This is a genomic window from Pedococcus bigeumensis (genome assembly GCF_039531795.1).
GTDB classification, from domain to species: domain Bacteria; phylum Actinomycetota; class Actinomycetes; order Actinomycetales; family Dermatophilaceae; genus Pedococcus; species Pedococcus bigeumensis.
This window is the reverse complement of the sequence record NZ_BAAAQS010000003.1, coordinates 556,206-574,019: the sequence shown is the minus strand read 5'-3', so window position 1 is coordinate 574,019 and position 17,814 is coordinate 556,206. Positions and strand designations below refer to the sequence as shown.

At 72.5% G+C, this 17,814-nt stretch carries 10 protein-coding genes; 3 read left to right on the top strand and 7 right to left on the bottom strand.

Annotated features, from left to right (window positions below; all coding sequences use genetic code 11):
- Positions 1 to 14: 14 nt before the first annotated feature.
- The 7 genes from ABD262_RS13320 to ABD262_RS13290 form a co-directional block, all read right to left on the bottom strand.
- On the bottom strand, positions 15 to 6,314 hold the full coding sequence (locus tag ABD262_RS13320) for an Ig-like domain-containing protein (protein WP_344138215.1): 6,300 nt from the start codon (positions 6,312 to 6,314) through the stop codon (positions 15 to 17).
- Between the two features lie 16 nt (positions 6,315 to 6,330).
- The gene (locus tag ABD262_RS13315) at positions 6,331 to 7,047 is read right to left on the bottom strand and encodes a hypothetical protein (RefSeq protein ID WP_344136886.1); all 717 of its coding nucleotides are present in this window, start codon (positions 7,045 to 7,047) and stop codon (positions 6,331 to 6,333) included.
- Between the two features lie 2 nt (positions 7,048 to 7,049).
- The gene (locus tag ABD262_RS13310; RefSeq protein WP_344136883.1) at positions 7,050 to 8,681 is read right to left on the bottom strand and encodes a serine/threonine-protein kinase; all 1,632 of its coding nucleotides are present in this window, start codon (positions 8,679 to 8,681) and stop codon (positions 7,050 to 7,052) included.
- On the bottom strand, positions 8,678 to 10,456 hold the full coding sequence (locus ABD262_RS13305) for an FHA domain-containing protein (protein WP_344136880.1): 1,779 nt from the start codon (positions 10,454 to 10,456) through the stop codon (positions 8,678 to 8,680). The genes ABD262_RS13310 and ABD262_RS13305 overlap by 4 nt, the downstream gene beginning before the upstream one ends.
- Positions 10,453 to 11,274, bottom strand: coding sequence for a PP2C family protein-serine/threonine phosphatase (locus tag ABD262_RS13300; protein ID WP_344136877.1), 822 nt, complete (start codon positions 11,272 to 11,274; stop codon positions 10,453 to 10,455). Before ABD262_RS13300 ends, ABD262_RS13305 begins: the two co-directional genes overlap by 4 nt.
- On the bottom strand, positions 11,271 to 11,744 hold the full coding sequence (locus ABD262_RS13295; RefSeq protein WP_344136874.1) for a hypothetical protein: 474 nt from the start codon (positions 11,742 to 11,744) through the stop codon (positions 11,271 to 11,273). Before ABD262_RS13295 ends, ABD262_RS13300 begins: the two co-directional genes overlap by 4 nt.
- Before the next feature lie 236 nt (positions 11,745 to 11,980).
- Positions 11,981 to 13,414, bottom strand: coding sequence for a CCA tRNA nucleotidyltransferase (locus ABD262_RS13290; protein WP_344138211.1), 1,434 nt, complete (start codon positions 13,412 to 13,414; stop codon positions 11,981 to 11,983).
- Positions 13,415 to 13,488: 74 nt separating this feature from the next.
- Between ABD262_RS13290 and ABD262_RS13285 the strand changes: the two genes are divergently transcribed.
- The 3 genes from ABD262_RS13285 to murJ are packed head-to-tail and all read left to right on the top strand — an operon-like array spanning position 13,489 to position 17,760.
- Entirely contained in the window at positions 13,489 to 13,983 is a 495-nt protein-coding gene (locus tag ABD262_RS13285) for an NUDIX hydrolase (protein ID WP_344136871.1), read from the top strand.
- On the top strand, positions 13,983 to 16,106 hold the full coding sequence (locus ABD262_RS13280) for a DUF6049 family protein (protein ID WP_344136868.1): 2,124 nt from the start codon (positions 13,983 to 13,985) through the stop codon (positions 16,104 to 16,106). Before ABD262_RS13285 ends, ABD262_RS13280 begins: the two co-directional genes overlap by 1 nt.
- 10 nt (positions 16,107 to 16,116) lie before the next feature.
- The gene (gene murJ / locus ABD262_RS13275; protein ID WP_344136865.1) at positions 16,117 to 17,760 is read left to right on the top strand and encodes a murein biosynthesis integral membrane protein MurJ; all 1,644 of its coding nucleotides are present in this window, start codon (positions 16,117 to 16,119) and stop codon (positions 17,758 to 17,760) included.
- The last annotated feature ends 54 nt before the right edge of the window (positions 17,761 to 17,814 follow it).

Here is a 17,814-nt window from a genome sequence, read left to right as displayed (position 1 = left end):
TCCGGCTGCCCGGCTCACCATTGGAGCGAGTCGGACACGCCGTCACACGTGGCTGTGACTGTCTGTCCGGTCATCCCGAAGAAGTTGTCACTCTCGGCTCGGTCGGTGCCTCCCATGGACAGGTTGCGCCACCCGTTCACGGCTTGTCCGTTTGCGCGGAAGCTGCACGTCACTCCCCCGTTGAAGTTGGCAGTCCTGACCGCGATCCAGTAGCAGTTGGAGCTGGTGCAGGAGCCGTTGCCGGTGTTGCACGAGCGTTGCGCGCAGGAGTTGCCCTTCAGGACGGTGACCTTGGGGTCGTTGGGGATGCTTTGCGCATCCGGACCCACCCAGCCGGACCAGCCCGCGGCACTGTGGGCGCGGACCTCGAGCTTGTAGGTGTTGCCCGGGGTGCCGGTGAAGGACACCTGCTCGCGGTTGGAGCTCCAGGTCCGGTCCACGGCTCCACGCACTTGAACCTGGTCGATCGGGCGACCGTTGGTGGACGTGTTCCACTGCCAGGTGATGGTGTCGCCGCTGCGGCTCGAACGCAGGTTCGTCGGGTTCGGCGTGGGGCCGTAGGGCCGGTAGCTGTTGCTCGCCGGCGACCACTGCGACCAGTTGGTGCCGTTGTAGGCGCGCACCTCGAGGGTCTGTGAGGTGTTGCCCATGTTGGCGATCGTCCACTGTCTGATCGACCCCTCGGGACATCCGCAGCTGACCGTGCCGGTGCGGCCGTTGGTGTTTCGCCACTGGAGCTGGGTGAACGAGCCCGAGCGGGAGTCACCCACCGAGACCCGCACGGTGGCCGACAGGTCGGGGTTCGGCGTGGTGACGCTCGGTCGTCCCGGCACCTCGGGGATGCCGACCGAGCTGAACGAGGTCGGGTTGGCCTGCGGGCTGGTCTTGTTCGCGCCGTTCGTCGCGGTGACGACGTAGCGGTAGCCCGCGCCGTCGTACACCGTGGTGTGCCCCAACGAGCGCTGGTCGGGCGACCTGGTGCCGATCACGGTCCACGGGCCGTTGTTCCGGCTCTCGTACACCGTGTACTGGGTGAGCGGCGGCCCGTTGGGGCGCACCGCGTCCCACGAGATGGTCAGTCTCGACGAGCCCTCGGCAGGGCCGGTCCCGGCATTGTCGACGCGAGGGGCGGGGACGGCCGGCGGCGTGCCGGCCGACTGCATCCGCACGGCCGACCCGAACGGCCCGTAGCCGAGCTTGTTCTTGGCGCGGACCTGGACGGACTGCTGGTGGTCGTTGGTCAGACCCGTGACCGTCGTCCGCACCGCAGGGGCGGACACGGTGATGGACCGGATCGCCCCGGTGGAGGTGTCGGTGACGCGCACGTCGTACGTCGTGACGTCGCTGCCCTTCTTGGCCGGGGCGTTCCAGGCGATGCTGAGCGACCCGTCACCGCGTCCGGTCATGCGGACCCCGTTCACCGGGTTGGGCAGGGTGTCCGGGACGACGGCGTTGCTCGCGCTGCTCTCGGGACTGCGCCCGATGGCGTTCTGGGCGATCACGGTGAAGGTGTAGGACTCGCCGTTGCGCAGGTCGGTGATCGTGCACGGCGACGCCGAGCAGCTCACCTCGCGCCCGCCTGGCCCCTTGACCACGACGACGTAGCCGGTGATCGGGCTCCCACCGTCGATGGCCGGCGGGAGCCAGCGCACCCGGGCGAAGCCACCACTGACCCGGTCCGCCTCGGCGGCCACGCCGGTCGGGGCGTCGGGCTTGCCGAGGATCTCGACGGTGCCACGGCCGGGGGCGTTGCGGCCCGGACCGTCGGCGACGGACACGTCGACGAACGCCCGCCCGCGAGCGTTCGCGGCTGCCGTGAGGGTCAGGTCGCAGCCCGACCGGGAGACGGTCAGACCGGAACCGGCCGGGACGGTCGCTGCCGAGATGCTGCAGCTGGGGCTCGCCAGCGGTGAGTCGAGGTAGGCCTGCAGGTTGATGGTCCGGGCCGACCCGGCCTCGAGTCCCGACACCGAGAACGGCCGCAGTCGCGGCGGCCCCAGGGAGGGCAGCGGCTTGCCGTTCGCGTCCACCGCGCCGCCGTCGATGCCGAGCACCGACACCGCGATGGTCGACTCCGGGCCGCCGCGCGCCTTGACGACGAGCCGCCCGTTGACGCTGCTGGGCGCCCGGTTCCCGGCCTGCAGCTCGAGGGTCCGGTCACCCGCACCGCTCTTGCGCAGGTCCACGTCCTGGGGCTCGGGCCGCCAGGCGCTCTCGAAGACCACGTCGTCGAGGGTCATCCCGACCGGCAGCCAGGCGTGGCAGAGGGTGGGGATGTCGACGGTCCGCGCGCGGCCGCCGGCGTTGAGCTTGACCGTGTAGCTGGGGCACCGCAGCAACGGGATCTTGGGCCCGATCTGCACGGGGATCGACAGGTAGGCGGTCTTGAAGTCCTTCTGGCTGACCGACTCCTGGTCGCTCACCTCGAGCATCACCGCACCCGGGCCGATGTAGCCGCCGGAGGAGGTGAGGGTGAGTCCCGAACGGCCGTCGGCCTCGACCCGCAACCGCTCCCGGGGTGAGGCGCTGACGTTGTCGGCCGTCGTGATGCTCACGACCCTGGCGCGAGGGGACTTCACGTAGTCCGCCAGCTTGACCGTCTTGGTGGAGTCCTTGTCCATCTCGATCAGCGCACCCGACACCACGAAGGGCAGTCCCGACTCACCCGTCGGGACGTAGATCAGCGCCATGGCGGTGAGGCCGTCCTCGTCGGTGATGACGTAGGGGACCGTGTAGGGGAACGGCTTGACCTTCACCCGCACCTGGCCGTCCTCGACGGTGGCGTCGGGCGACAGGACCGACGTGATCTTGAGCGACTCGCGGGTGCCGTCGATGTCGCGGTCGTTGGCCAGCGCGTCGACCAGCGTGCTCGTCTCACCCTCCTTCGGCTTGGCCGTGTCGTCGACCGCGACCGGGGGGTTCTTGGCCGTCGGGTCGGGGACCACCGAGATGGTCGACCGGGACGGGTCGAACAGGCCGTTGCCGATGCCGTAGGTGAGGTGCTGGACGCCGGCCCCGGGAGCCGGCACCTTCGTCGTGAAGTAGGTGTTGGCCTCGTCGACCTTCCACTTGGCCAGCTCGCCGGCCGGGTTGAGCGGCGCCTTGTACTCCAGGTCGATGCTGTCGCCGCGGGCGATCAGGTCGTTGAGCGTCGCGTCGATCGTGACGGTCTTGCCCGGCTTGGCACGCACCTCGTCCTCGACGGCGACCGGCGGCTGCGGGTCACCGGGCTGGACGACACCGATCCGCACGAAGCCCTGGCTCGTGGCGCCGAAGCGGTCGCGCACCTCGTAGTTGAGGATCTCCGTGCCGGCCGCGGTCGGGTAGGCCTCGTACTTGATGGTCGAGGGCCCGAAGCCGGTCACGCGACCGAACTTCAGGTCGACCGCGCCGCCGTCCGCGCCGACCAGGCCGGCGACGGTCACGCTGTCGCCGTCGGGGTCGACGCCCGAGGACGGCACGGTGATCGTGAGTGGGTCACCCGCGGTGACGCTGGTGGAGAAGCTGCGGGCCACCGGCGCCTGGTTCGGCGTCTGCGGGGTCGGCAGCGGCATGACGGCGATGGTGATCCGGCCGGTCGTGGCCTTCGCCCGCTCGCCGATCGGGTACACGGCATACTCGACCGTCACGGTCTCCTGGACCGTGGGCGCCTGGTTCTTCGGGACGAAGCGCACGACGTTGCCGGAGGCGAAGGCGACGCCCGAGCCGTCGATCACCTTGACGCTGGCCGGGTCGAGGACGAGCGGTATGCCGTCGGCCATGCTGTCGTTGTCCATCACCGGGATCGTGACGGTGTCCTGGGCGCGCACGACCGCCTGGTCGTCACCGACGATCGGCAGGGCGCGGTCGTTGGCCGGGAACTGCGACACGGCCACCTCGCCGGTCGTCGTCTTGACGCCGTCGCTGATCGTGTAGGTCACGGTGCCGGTGCGGGGTCGGCTGCCCTGACCGGCCGGGTCGAGCGCCTCGATGCGCACCCAGCGACCCTGGTAGATCGAGGGGCGCAGCCAGTCGCTGTCGGCGCTGACCGACACCGAACGGGTCACCAGGACGTCGGCCCGGGGGCTGTAGTCGTTGGCCAGCACGTCGGTGAGGACCGGGGTCTGGTCACGCAGGGTGGCCGCGTCCGGGACCGCGACCGGCGGGGCGTCGGGGTCGGGGTCGGAGATCAGGTCCACGCGGACCCGGCCGGCAGAGATCGCGCCACCCACCTGCGCGCCGTAGCTGAGCTCGAAGGTGCCGGCGCTGGATCCGGTCACGGTGACCACGCCGGTGTCGAGGTTGGTGTCGACCGCCAGGGCACCGGTGGACTGCAGCTCGCGGCTGAGTCGCAGCGTGGCGTCCGGCTCGGTCGGGTCGGCGCCCGCGATGTCGTTGCCGAGGGGCTCGAGCTGCAGGGGCTTGCCGACGACACCCCGCACGACGTCGGGCTGGGTCTTCGGCTTGACGAGGGGGTCGTCCTGGCCGAGCACCTTGACGCTCACCGTGCCCTTGGAGCCGACCCGCCCGTCGTTGACGGAGTACTCGACCGCCTGGGTGCCGGGCTTCATCGGGGCCAGGACGTTGAGCCGGCCCAGGCCGTCGACCGACGACCCGTCGGCCGTCGCCTCGAGGCTGAGGGAGTCGCTCTCGGGGTCGCGCCAGTCGCCGATCACCTGCACCGGCAGGAGCTTGCCCCGGATCACGGGATAGACCGTCTTGGTGAGGTTGGCGGTGCCGGGGCGCAGGGTCGGAGGGGAGTTCACCTCGTCGGGCACGAGGGTGACGGTGACCTTGGCCTCCGACTTCTGGGGGGCCTTGCCGTTGTTGATCTTGTACGTGAACGAGAACGACTGGCGCTCGGGCTCGTCGGGCACCGCGACGTCGATGCTCTGGCCGTCGGCGGCGACGCTCGCCGTGACCCCGGACATGTCCGGGCGGCCGAGGTCACCGGGCGCGATCGCGAGCACCGAGCCGGCGGCGTCGGTGTCGTTGTCGAGGACGTGCAGCTTCGAGGTGCGACCGGGTCGGGCCCTGAGGTCGTCCGGCTTGGCCGTCGGGGGCTGGGCCACCGACGTCTCGTCGATGAGGTTCTCGTCCTTCTTCTTGGTGTCCTTGGTCGTCTTCGGCGGGGGGATCAGCGAGTCCCACTCGTCGAGCTTCTTCGGCTTGCTGTCGAGGTCCCAGACCTCGCCGCCGTCGAGGTCGTTGAGGACGACCAGCCCGTGGTTCGTGCGCAGCGAGACGCCCGAGCGCACCGGCTCCGCGGTCTTCCGCTCGATCGAGACGGCGGGAGCGGGCTGGTCGGACCCCCCGCAGTCCTTGCCGTAGTAGTTGTTGACGACGCTGGCCCAGGCCGCGTGGATGCACGCCCCGGTGCGCAGCGGCCGCGACGGCAGCGGAGGGGTCTCGTTGTCACCGATGGTGACCTGGACGCCGCCGGTCCCACCGGCACCATCCACCCCGACCAGCCGCAGCGTCGTGGAGTCCTGGAGACCCACGGAGTCGGCGTCCGGGCCGGGCTGCTGCAACGCGGCATACGCGGGCTTGCCCTCCTCGCGCGTGGTGCCGGCGTCGACGGCCTTGGTGCTGCCCTGGAAGTAGAGCTTGTCGTCACCGGCGCTGTAGACCACCCACCGCGTCCCCACCGCGGTGATGTCGACGACCTTCGCACCCTTGAGCGCGATCGTCTCGGTGACCGGCTTGCCGAAACCGGTCGGGGTCCGGGGGATCGTCACGACCTTGCCGGTCGCGCCGGAGACGACGTGGATGTCGCCCTTGACGTCGACCGCCATCGCGGCGACGGCGCCCACGGTCGCCAGCTCGCGGGCACCGTCGGCGAGACCGGCCAGCGCAGGCAGGCCCACCTTCGGGTCGTAGGTCTGGCCCCACACCTTGCCGGTGGTCGGCGACAGCTTGGCGACCGTGCCACCACGCAGGTCGGCGGTGCCCGGCACGAAGACCCGCTGGTTGGTGGCCACCCGCGGGGGGTTGACGAAGACCCCGCCGGAGTCGGAGAGCCGACCCGACCGGGGCTCGATCGGGGTGAACGACCCCGAGCCGACGACCAGGCCGGCGACCGCGTTGTCGTCCTGGAGGACGTCGATCGACTCGCCCGGGCCACTCGAGGCGACGACTCCCGCGTCGAACTGACCGACCGCCTTGTTGACCCGCGCGAACCGGGCGTCCTTGGCCGACGAGACCCACACCCCGCCGTCGTTGAGCTCGGTCTGGTGCACGGTCTCGCCCTTGGACGTGACCGCGAAGAACGTCAGGCTCGTCGCGGCCAGCGCCACCACGAGACCGGACGCCACCCCCACCCGTCGAGTCGACATCGGACTCACGTGATTCCTACTCCCCTTGGTTGCCATCGGTGATGCTGTCGAGCAGCACCAGGTCAGGCTCGGTCACCAGACGGGTCGACAACGCGTGCTCGACCAGTCGTGCCTTGCGGTTGCTTGCGAGCTTCCCCGGCCCCCCGTGCAGACCACGTGTACCAGCATCAGCGACCTTCTGACATACATTGTCCAGTTTTCGGTTGAACTTCGTGACCTTCCAGCCCAGCCTCGCGGCGGCGTCGGCCGACGACGGGATCTGCGCCACGCCACCCTGGCCGCGGCGCAGGAACGGCTCCGCGAGGGCCACGATCAGCAGCTTCTGGTCGGGCGTGAAGGACACCCGGCCGACGGTCGTCTCGCCGCTGGCGTCGTCCTCCACCACCTCCTCCGTGCCGGTGGAGGTGAAGGCGGGTGAGTCGACGAGGATGTCGAAGTCGTAGGTCGTCGGCCCGGCGGTGAACCACACGGTCAGGCGCTCGAGGGCCAGCGGGATCCGGGCACCGGGGTTGAGCCAGGCCTGGAACAGGCCCTTCTTGTCGGCCACTGTCGCGGTGAGTGTGGTGCCGACGTTGGCCAGCCACCACAGCCCGCCGTCCTCGGCGATCTGGAGGAAGTTGCGGTGCAGGTAGGGGTTGTCGTCGATCTCCACGTCGCCCACCCGACCGATGGTGAGCGGACGCGACCCATCGGCCACGAAGAGCTCTCCACAGAAGTCGACCGTCACGCCCACGGCTACCCCGCCCTCTCGCACTCGGGCTGCGACCAGTTCGACTCGGACCCGCTGCGGATGACGCGGGCCTGGCCGCAGACCTGCGTGCCCTTGGCGACCTTGACCACGCGGGTCGTCGTGGTGGAGCTGACGAAGGTCGCCTTGCTCAGGGCGTCGAGGGAGGGCGCGCTGCGGAACCGGTAGGCGTCGCCCTTCTCGGCCCCCGGGTAGGTCCACGAGAACGCGACCCCACCGGTCGTGCCGCGCGAGGAGATGGTGGGCACCGGGGCGATCGCCACCGGGTCGTCGTCGGTCTGGCTGGCCACCGTCCTGGTCGGGGTCACCGCGGGCGCGCCGTCGCCCCGGCCGAAGACCGCCCACAGCGCGATGGCCGCGAGGAGGGCCACGACGGCAGTCACCCCGGCCAGGAGGGTCGTCGGACTGATCTCGTGGCGCTCGACGTCCGCCGGCTCCTCCGGCGTCGGGGTGGGCGCGACGGCGCGCGCGGCGCCGGCGGCCCGCGACCGGTCGACCCGGATCGTGCCCTCCTCGGCCACGTCGTCGGGCACCCCGTGGGACGCCGTGCCGGGTCGGGGGGAGGCGACGTGAGTCTGAGCCGCTGCCGGGATCGACGTCGACCCGCTCATCGACGGGTATGCCGGCTGGCTGGGGCGCGGTCGCGGCGGCGCCTGGGCGCTGCGCACCGCCTGCGGGCTGCGCACCCGCGTGCGGTCCTCCTCGCCGGCCGGGCCCGGGGTCTGGTCGGCCAGGGTGGTCTGCCCCTGCTCGTCGAGCACGACGATCGCGGTGCGGGGGAAGCGCTGCTCCTGCTCGATCTCCTGCAGGGACCGGGCCAGCGCGAGGGCGGTGGCCGGACGGTTGTCCGGGTCCTTGGCCATCGCCTGCCCGAGGAGGCGCTCGAGCGAGACGGGCACGTCGGCGCGACCGGTGCTCGGGACCGGGTTGGACCGGATCCGCGGCATCAGGGCGTAGGCCGAGTTGTCGCCGCCGCCGACCTCGAAGGGCGAGCGCCCGACGAGCAGCTGCCACAACGTGGCGGCCAGGCTGTAGACGTCGGCACGGGCGTCGCCGTTCGACTGGCCGAACAGCACCTCCGGGGGCGCCCACGGCACGGAGACACCGACGTCGTCGGCCTCCTCCTCGGCTCCGGCCCCGCCACGGCCGGCGATGCCGAAGTCGGTGAGACCCGGGGCGCCGTACTGGCTGACCAGGACGTTGGCCGGCTTGATGTCACGGTGCGTGATGCCGGCCCGGTGCGCGGTCTCGACCGCACTGGCCAGCTGGATGCCGATGCGCAGCACCTCCTCGACCGTGAACCGCTCCGAGCGGGCCCGCATCGCCATGTTCGGCGGCGGGTAGTACTTCATGACGAGGTACGGCCGGCCGTCGGCGGAGGTCTCCGCGCGGAACACCTGCACGATGTATGGGTGGTCGGCCAGCTGGGCCATCGTGTCGGCCTCGTCGGCGAACTGGCGCCGGATGGCGGGAGTCAGCCCCTCACCCTTGAGCACCTTGACCGCGACGTTCATCCGCGGCATCTGCTGCTCGTAGAGGAAGACGTCGGCGTAGCCGCCGGAGCCGACCGGCTGGACGTAGACCAGGCCCGGGATCTCGGGCGGCGTCGAGGTGCTCACGAGCCCACCTCGTAGGTGAAGCTGACCTCGTCGGCCAGCGTGATGACGGTGCCGGGCTCGATGACCTGCTGGTCGCTCGGGCGCAGCCGCACGGGGTGCTGGCCCGGGAGGGCGACGGTCGTGCCGTTGGTCGACCCGAGGTCGCGGATGAGGACGTGCCAGCCCTCGAGGACGATCTCGACGTGGTTGCGCGAGATGTCGTTCTGCGGCGAGGTCACCTTCACCAGGTGCGGACGGTCGGCCGCGGCGAGCTCGGCGTTGACCTTGGGCGAGCGGCCCAGCAGGACCCCGCGGTCGAGGTGGACGACGTCACCCGAGGCGAGGCGCAACAGGCCCAGCGGTGGGCGGGCGGTCTGGAACGGCTGCTGCGGCGGGATCTCGCGGCCGCACAGCCGGCACACGCCCGAGTGGGGCGGGCTGGTGTGGCCGGCGGGGCAGAGCACGGCCAGCACCGTGGGGCCGCTGACCACGGCACCTCGCCCCGCGAGCAGGGCACTGCGGTCGACGGTGGCGTCCACGTCGTTCCCGTCGTCACCCTCCGGCGCAGGGGCAGGCGACGCGGCGGCCGGCGGGGTGCTCGGCGCGGGCGGGGTGCTCGGCGCGGGCGGGGTGCTCGGCGCGGGCGGGGTGCTCGGCGCGGGCGGCGTCGGGGTGGAGCGGGTCGCCGGGGCGGCCGGGGCGGGGGGCAGCGGCACGCTCCCCGGCCGCGACGAGTGCGGGCCGGCCACGGTAGGAGCGACGGCCGGCGGCGCGGGGGGAACAGGAGGAGTCGTCGGGGTCGGGCGCGGTGCGGGGTCGGGGTCGGGCACGTTCGAGCCGCCGCTGCGCCACGGCACGGAGTCGATCAGACCGCCCTTCACCGGCGGCGCGGGTGGTTCGGCACGCCCGGGTGGCTGCGGCACGGGAGGCTGCGGCACGGCGCCGGGGTGGATGGTGTCCCGGGGCGGTGCCAGGGTGTGTTCGGGCGAAGCCGGGGGCTGCTGTTCCGCGAGGGAGTCGCGCGGGTCGAAGCCGCCCGCCGACTCGATCGGCGCGTGGCCGATCGGTGGCTCGCTGATGCCCTGGGTGTCGTGCTTCTCGATGTAGGAGGGCCGGTCGTGCTGGGTCGCGCCGAACAGGTGGTCGTAGCTCGGCAGGTCCTCCACCTCGGCGGCGGGCGGCACCGGGGCGGGCGGCACGGGGGCCGGCTGCTCCGGGGGTTCGACCGACTCCTCGGGCGCAGCGGACGCAGTGGGCTGCCCGGGATCCGGGGCACCACCGGCTTCCGCCGTCGGCACCGCGGCCGACGCACCGGGGTCGTCGGCGCGGCCCCGGCCGAACACGCTCGGCAGCTTCCAGCCGGCTCCGCCACCGGTGGCCGGCTCGCTGACCGGGGGCAGCTGCGTATCGGCGGCCGGCACAGCCGCCTCGGGGCGGGCCGCACCGGTGTGCAGGGTGACACCCGTGACGTCCGGCTCCGCGTCCTGGTCGACCCACGGGCCGCGGCCGGTGGCCCGCAGCTCGGTGTCTCCCCCCGGGCCGGCCGCCACGGCATACGCACTGCCCCGGGTCACCACGCGCAGTGGGGACCCCTCGAGCACGGCGACGAAGTCGGGGGTGGCGCGCACCCCGTCGGCAGACAGCGCGTCGAGCACGTCGTCGAGGTCTCCCGACTCGGCGGCGGTGCGGACGCGCTCCACGAGGGCGCCGCCCGCCCGCACGAGCACGCGGAGGTGGCCGACCGAAACGGTCGACCATCCAGGTTCGTCGGGCAGCTCGATGGGGACGGCTGTCATCCTTGGCCGCCCGCCGTTCCAGCGCCGGCCCGCGGCGCCGTGTCGATGTCGTCGAGGTCGTCGTCGTCGGAGTCGAGGGCCACGACGACCACGGAGACGTTGTCCCGGCCGCCGGAGTCGACCCCCGCGGCGACCAGCGCCTCCGCGCACGCCTGCGGGTCGTCGTGCTCCGCGACGATCTCGCGGATCCGCTCGGTGCTCAGCTCGTTGGACAGCCCGTCGGAGCAGATGACGAACCGCTCACCGGCGTGCGGCGGGAAGACCCAGATGTCGGGGGTCGGCAGCGACTCCGAACCCATCGACCTGGTCACGACGTTGCGCAGCGGGTGACGCGCCGACTCCTCCTCGGTGATCAGCCCGGCGTCGATGAGCTCGCGGACCTCCGAGTGGTCGACCGTGACGAGCCGCAGCTGGCCGTCGACGAACCGGTAGACGCGGGAGTCACCGACGTTGAAGACCGCCCAGTGGTCGGAACCCCCCGCCTTGACCACGGCGAGGCCGGCCGCCGTGGTGCCCATGCCGTGCTGCTCGGGGTGCTGGGCGACCGACTCGAGGATCCGCCGGTTGGCCAGGGCGAGGGCGGCGACGAGGTCCTCGCGACGCCGGACCGGGGCATCCGCGAGCTCGCCGAGGGTGGTGGTGACGATGCGGCTGGCGACCTCGCCGGCCGCGTGACCGCCCATGCCGTCGGCGACGACGAAGACGGTGCGGTCGGCCAGCACGCTGTCCTCGTTGTGCTTGCGCACCCGGCCCACGTCGGTGGCGGCCCCCGCCCGCACGGTCAGCCTCGCGCCGTGGGGGCCCTCGGCCGTCGTCACCGGGTGATCCGGACGGTCTGCATGAGCTGCTGGAGGGACTCGTACTCGACGTCGACCTGCTCGCCACCGACCGACCCGGTCACCTGCAGCAGGTCGACCACCTGACCACGCCGCGCGCCGGCGAACAGGTGGGCCTGGACCACGTCACCGACGGCCTCGTCGGTCCACGACACGTTGACCCCCACGAAGGGGACCGACTCGATCTCGAGCGCGAAGGGAGCGTCCATCTCCCCGTCGGTGCGGTCCTCGACGTAGGACTTGAGCTCGGCGAGCGCGCGGCCGATGGTGAAGTCGCCCGAGCGGGTGAAGCCACGGACCACGACGTTGGGGGCGAACCGGCCGCCGGTGTCGGTGCGGCGGGCGGCCAGCAGCGTGCCGGGCACCCGCACCGGCGACCAGCCGTCGGGGATGTCGACGGTGACCGAGGGCGGACCCGGGAACTGCTCGCTCGGATACTTCAGGGTGGGCATCGGGACCTTTCGGGGGACCTTGCGGCAACCGGAGAGTGCACCGCGAAGGCTAGGCCCGATGGTGACCTCGACCAATGGGGAGAACTCCCCCACGGCCTCTTCCCCACCTGCCCACGCGCGCCGTCGCAGTCAGGGGCAAGGCTCCCACAGGTGGGCAAACCCACAAAACCCCCTTTTCACGCGGCATACCGGCACATCTCGCCCGCAGACGGCCGCCTCGACGCAGGCCCTGGGCGTCAGCGGCTCTCCGGCTGCTGGGCCCACCACTGCCGCAGGGCCGTGACGGCTGCGTCGCGGCCGACCATGCCCTGGTCGAGCCGCAGCTCGAGCAGGAACGCGTAGGCGCGACCGAGCACCGGACCGGGGGTGATGCCGAGCACCTCGGCGATCTCGTTGCCGTTCAGCTCCGGGCGCACCTTGGCCAGCTCCTCGGCCTCCATCAGCGCCTCGATCCGGGCCTCGAGCGCGTCGTACGTCTGCGACAGCCGGGCGGCCTTGCGGGCGTTGCGGGTCGTCGAGTCCGAGCGGGTCAGCCGGTGCAGGCGCGGGAGCAGCGGACCCGCGTCGGTGACGTAGCGACGCACCGCCGAGTCGGTCCACGCCCCGTCGCCGTACCCGTGGAACCGCAGGTGCAGCTCGACCAGGCGGGACACCGCCTTGACGGTGTCCTTGTCGAAGCGCAGGGCCTTGAGCCGCTTGGCGGTGAGCTTGGCGCCGACCACCTCGTGGTGGTGGAAGGAGACCCCACCCCCCGACTCGAACCGCCGGGTCGCCGGCTTGCCGATGTCGTGGAGCAGCGCCGCGAGGCGCAGCACCAGGTCGGGCCCGGGCACCGACGACTCGGGGCCGTCGGGCGGACCCTCGAGCGCGATCGCCTGGTCGAGCACCCGCAGGGAGTGCTCGTAGACGTCCTTGTGCCGGTGGTGCTCGTCGATCTCGAGCTTGAGGGCCGGCAGCTCGGGCAGCACGTGGTCGGCCAGCCCCGACTCGACGAGCAGCCGCAGCCCGGCGTGCGGCGACGGCGCGAGCAGCAGCTTGGTGAGCTCGTCACGGACCCGCTCGGCCGACACGATCCCGATCGAGGCTGCCATCGCGGTCATCGCCGCGCCCACCTCCGGCGCCACGTCCACCCCGAGCTGGGCCACGAAGCGGCAGGCCCGCATCATCCGGAGCGGGTCGTCGCCGAAGGACACCTCCGGCGGCCCGGGCGTGCGCAGGCGACGCGCGGCGAGGTCGGCCAACCCGGCATACGGGTCGACGAACTCCATCGACGGCAGGCGCATGGCCATCGCGTTGACGGTGAAGTCGCGCCGGACCAGGTCGTCCTCGAGGTTGTCGCCGAAGGCGACCACCGGCTTGCGGGTCTGGCCGTCGTAGGCGTCGGCCCGGTAGCTGGTGACCTCGACCACGTGCTCGCCACGCCGGGCTCCGATGGTGCCGAACTCGCGGCCGATGTCCCAGTGGGCATCCCCCCACGAGCGCAGGATGGCCAGCGACTGGTCGGGCGTGGCGCTGGTCGTGAAGTCGAGGTCGGGCGACCTGCGCCCGAGGAACGCGTCCCGCACCGGTCCCCCGACCAGGGCCAGCTCGTGGCCCCGGGCTGCGAAGAGCTCACCGAGCTCGGTCAGCAGCGGCACGACCGGCGCGAGGTGGGCGGTGGCCCGGCGCATCAGCTCGGGCAGCGGCTCGCGGGGATCGGCGGTGGACACGGAGGTCAAGGGTAGGCGCTCGTTAGAGTGGCACGGTGACGTCCCCCGCCCGCGACCCCGAGAGACTGGCGCCCACCCGGCCCCGGCTGCCCTCGGTCGAGGAGCGTTCCGCCGGGGGCATCGTCGTCGACGTGCAGGACGGCATCGCCCGGATCGCGGTGATCGCCCGCCGCAACCGGGCCGGTCGGATCGAGTGGTGCCTGCCCAAGGGACACATGGAGCAGGGCGAGACCCTCCAGCAGGCCGCCGCCCGCGAGGTCGAGGAGGAGACCGGCATCGAGGGCCGGGTCCTCACCGAGCTCGGGACCATCGACTACTGGTTCGCCACCGGCGAGCGGCGGATCCACAAGTTCGTGCACCACTACCTCCTCGAGGCCACCGGTGGTCACCTCACCATCGAGAACGACCCCGACCACGAGGCCATCGACGTCGCGTGGCTGCCATTGCGGGAGGCCCACGAGCACCTCACCTTCCCCAACGAACGGCGCATCGCGAGGCAGGCCTGGCAGCGACTGGCCGGAGACGAGTGATGCCCCGCGCTTCGGTATGCCGCGTGCTCGCCGCGGCGGCGCTGGCGCTGCCCGCGAGCCTTGCCCTCGCCACCTCCGCGCCCGCGGCGAACCCGGCCTCTCCTGCTGCCCCCGCCTCCCCTGCCCACCCCTCCGCCGAGGCGTCCGAGGCGTCGGCGGCCGACGTCACGCTCGACCTCGGCTCGGTGACCCCGGCCGTCGCCAGGACCGGTGACGACCTGGTCGTCACCGGCACGCTGCACAACGGCACCGGCGCCGCGCTGGCTCGCCCGACCGTCGCCGTGGTCATGGGGTCGATGGAACCGACCCGCAAGGCGGTCCGCGACTGGGCCGCCCAGACCGGTCCCGCCGCCGGCAAGGTCGTGGGGCAGAGCCGACTGCCCGGCACCGTGCCCGCGGGGGGCAGCCAGGGCTTCTCGGTGCGGGTCCCCAAGCTGGCCGCGCTCGGCCCGGCCGCCTACGGCGCCATCCCGATCAGCATCCAGTCGGGCGCGGCGAGCATCAGGACGTTCGCGGGCTACCAGCAGACCAAGCAGTACCAGCCGATGTCGATCAGCTGGGCAGCCCCGCTCACCCTCGACCCCGACCCCAACCTCTTCGGCGGCAGCGGCGCGGCCCGCGAGATCGCCTGGAACGAGGCGTTGGGCGACGGCTCACGCGTCTCGCGGGTCATCCGGGCCACCGAGGACGCACCGGTCACCTGGGCGATCGACCCCACGCTGACCCCCACCCTGCTGCCCGATGACGTCGACCTCGAGGCCGACTCGCCCCAGGGGCGGCAGGAGGGCGCGATCCGGGCCGCCACCGAGAAGCAGATCACCGACCTGGCCGCACGACACACCCCCTGGGTGCTGCCCGACACCGACGCCGACCTGGCCGCCGTCGCCGGCATCCGGGCCGGCGAGCCGCTGATGCGCACCTTCGTGGACCGCGCCGACCGGGTGGCCGCCCAGCTCGCGGGCCGGGCCGACGTCGCCTGGCCCGCCGACGGCGGCTACACCGCGAGCCGGGAGAGCGCCCTGCGCCGGGTCTTCCGCGTGCCGGCCCTCGCAGGTCAGGTGACCGCGGCCTCGGCGCTGACCCCCGCCGGCTCGGTCAACACCCCCAGTGCGGCGCAGCGCAGCACCGCGGGGCTGCCGCTGCTCGTCTACGACGACTCCCTCAGTGGGCTGCTGGCCCGCACCACGTCGGCCTCGGACGGGGTGCTCAGCACCCAACAGTTCGTCGCCGACTCGGTGGCCCTCCTCAACGAGCTCCCGGGCACCGAGGGCCGCAGCGTGTTCGTGGCCGCCCCGCGCTCGTTCAACCCCGACCCGGAGACCGCCCGGAGCTTCTTCGCCGCCACGGCGACGATCCCCTGGCTGGCCCCGACGACGACCGACGCCGTGCTGGCGTCGGCGCGGCGGGCGGTCGCGACGAGCTCGGCCCCCGTGACCCGTCCGAGCGCGCCCGTGACCGGCGGTCGGGCGGTGCTGACGACGCAGCGGGTGGGGCAGCTCGAGCAGACCGTCCGCACGGTGCGCGGCGTGGCCCAGATCCGCGACGACGGTGACGCGTTCCTGCGCACCTGGACCCGGGCCGCCGAGCAGCTCGCCTCGACCCGCTGGCGATCCGCCCCCACCGCCTGGAACACCCTGAGTGGACGGGTCTCCGACGCCGCGCGCCAGACGACCACCGCAGTCAAGGTGGTGGCCAGCACGATCAACTTCCTGGCCGACTCCGGCCGGCTCCAGATCACCGTGACCAACGACCTGGGGGTCCCGGTCGATGACGTGAAGCTCACCGTGGAGGCCTCGAACCCACGACTGCGGATCGACAGCCAGCCCGCCGTGCTCCGGATCGGGCCGCACAGTCGGGCGACCGTGACGGTGAGCGTGACCGCGCTGGCCGCCGGTCCGGTCCCCCTGCGCACCACGCTCACCACACCCGACGGCACCGTCATCGGACAGGGCGCCGACGTGCAGGTGCGGGTGACCCCGACCGGACACTGGATCTACTGGGGCCTGGGTGGCGTGGCCGGCGCCATCCTCCTGCTGGGTATCGTGCGGACCTTCCGACGTCGGCCCGGCACAGCACCGGGCGCGTCCCCCGACCCGCTGCCCCGAGAGGCCACCACCGCATGACCGTCGACCGATGACCGACGCCCCGTCCGGCGAGCGCAGCCTCGCCCGGTCCAGCGCCCTGATGGCCGCGGGGACCGTCGTCTCCCGGTTCCTCGGCTTCGGCCGCGCGGCACTGCTCAGCGGCGCGGTCGGCATCGGGCTCGCCGCTGACACGTTCCAGGTGGCCAACACGCTGCCCAACCAGTTCTACCTCCTGCTCGCCGGTGGCGTCCTCAACGCCGTCCTGGTCCCACAGATCACCAAGGCGGCGAGCCACGACGACGGCGGCCACGCCTTCGTCAACCGCCTGTTGACCCTATCCCTGGCCCTCCTGGTCGGAGCCACCGTCCTGGTCACGCTCGCCGCTCCGCTGCTGGTCCGCGTGTTCGCAACCAGTGAGTGGGACTCCGACGCGGTCGGGCTGGCCGTGGCGTTCGCGTTCATCTGCCTTCCCCAGGTCTTCTTCTACGGCCTCTACACGCTGTTCGGGCAGGTGCTCAACGCGCGCGGGCAGTTCGCGGCATACATGTGGGCGCCGGGGCTGGCGAACCTGGTCGCCATCGGCGGGCTGCTCTGGTTCAAGGTGGCCTACCCCGCCTCGGTCAAGGTCGCCGAGTGGACCCCCGGCATGATCTGGATCCTCGCGGGCACCGCCACCCTCGGCGTCGCCGTGCAGGCGGTCGCCCTGTGGCTGCCCCTGCGCGCCAGTGGGTTCCGCTACCGCCCGGTGTGGGGCTTTCGCGGCGTCGGGCTCCGCAGTGCGTCCAAGGTGGCCGGCTGGACCTTCGCGGCGGTGGCGCTGAGCCAGGCCGGCTACATCGTGACCTCGCAGGTGATGACTCGCGCCACCCACCTGCTCGAGGGGCGCGGGCAGGTGGGCGCGGGACTCGCCGCCTACGGCTACGCCTTCCTGCTCTTCATGCTCCCCCACTCGCTGATCACCGTCTCCCTCGTGACCGCCCTCTTCACCCGGCTCTCCCAGGCCGCCAACCGTGGCGACAGCGACGCTGTGGTGGCCGACCTCGGCAGCGGCCTGCGGATGCCCGCGGTGCTGCTCGTCCCGGGCACGGTCGCCATGGTGGTGCTGGGCACGCAGGCCGCGCGGGTGGCCTTCTTCGACAACACCCCGCAGGAGTCGGCCGCGATCGGGCAGGTGATGGTGGCGATGATGCTGGGCCTGGTCCCCTTCGGGTGGCTCTACCTCATCCAGCGGGTCTTCTACGCCTACGAGGACGCCAGGACGCCCTTCCGCCTGCAGGTGGTCGTCACGGTCGTGGCCACCGTCGCCAACCTGGTCGCGGCCACCGTCGACCCGGTCCACACCGGCATCGTGGTCGGCCTCGGGCAGACCCTGAGCAACCTCTCCGCCGCGCTGCTCGGGTTCGTGCTGCTGCGCCGCCGGCTCGGCCCGCTGCACCTGCAGTCGAGCATCCGCAGCTACGTGCGGCTTGCGCTGGCGTCCGCCGCCGCCGGGATCCTGACCTGGCTGGGCGTGCGTGCGCTGGAGGCTGCGGGGGTCGACGGCCGGTCCTGGACCGGCGCGGTGGTCGAGGTCGTGGCCGGTGGAGGGGTGTTCGTCGTCCTCGCGCTCACGCTCGCCCACCTCATGCGGGTCCGGGAGGTCGCCCTGCTGCTCGACCCGCTGGTGCGCCGCGTGCGTCGACGCCCCTCCTGAGCAGCACGCCCTAGGATGATGCCGCGGACGGCTGGTCAGCCGGGGTGGCGCATC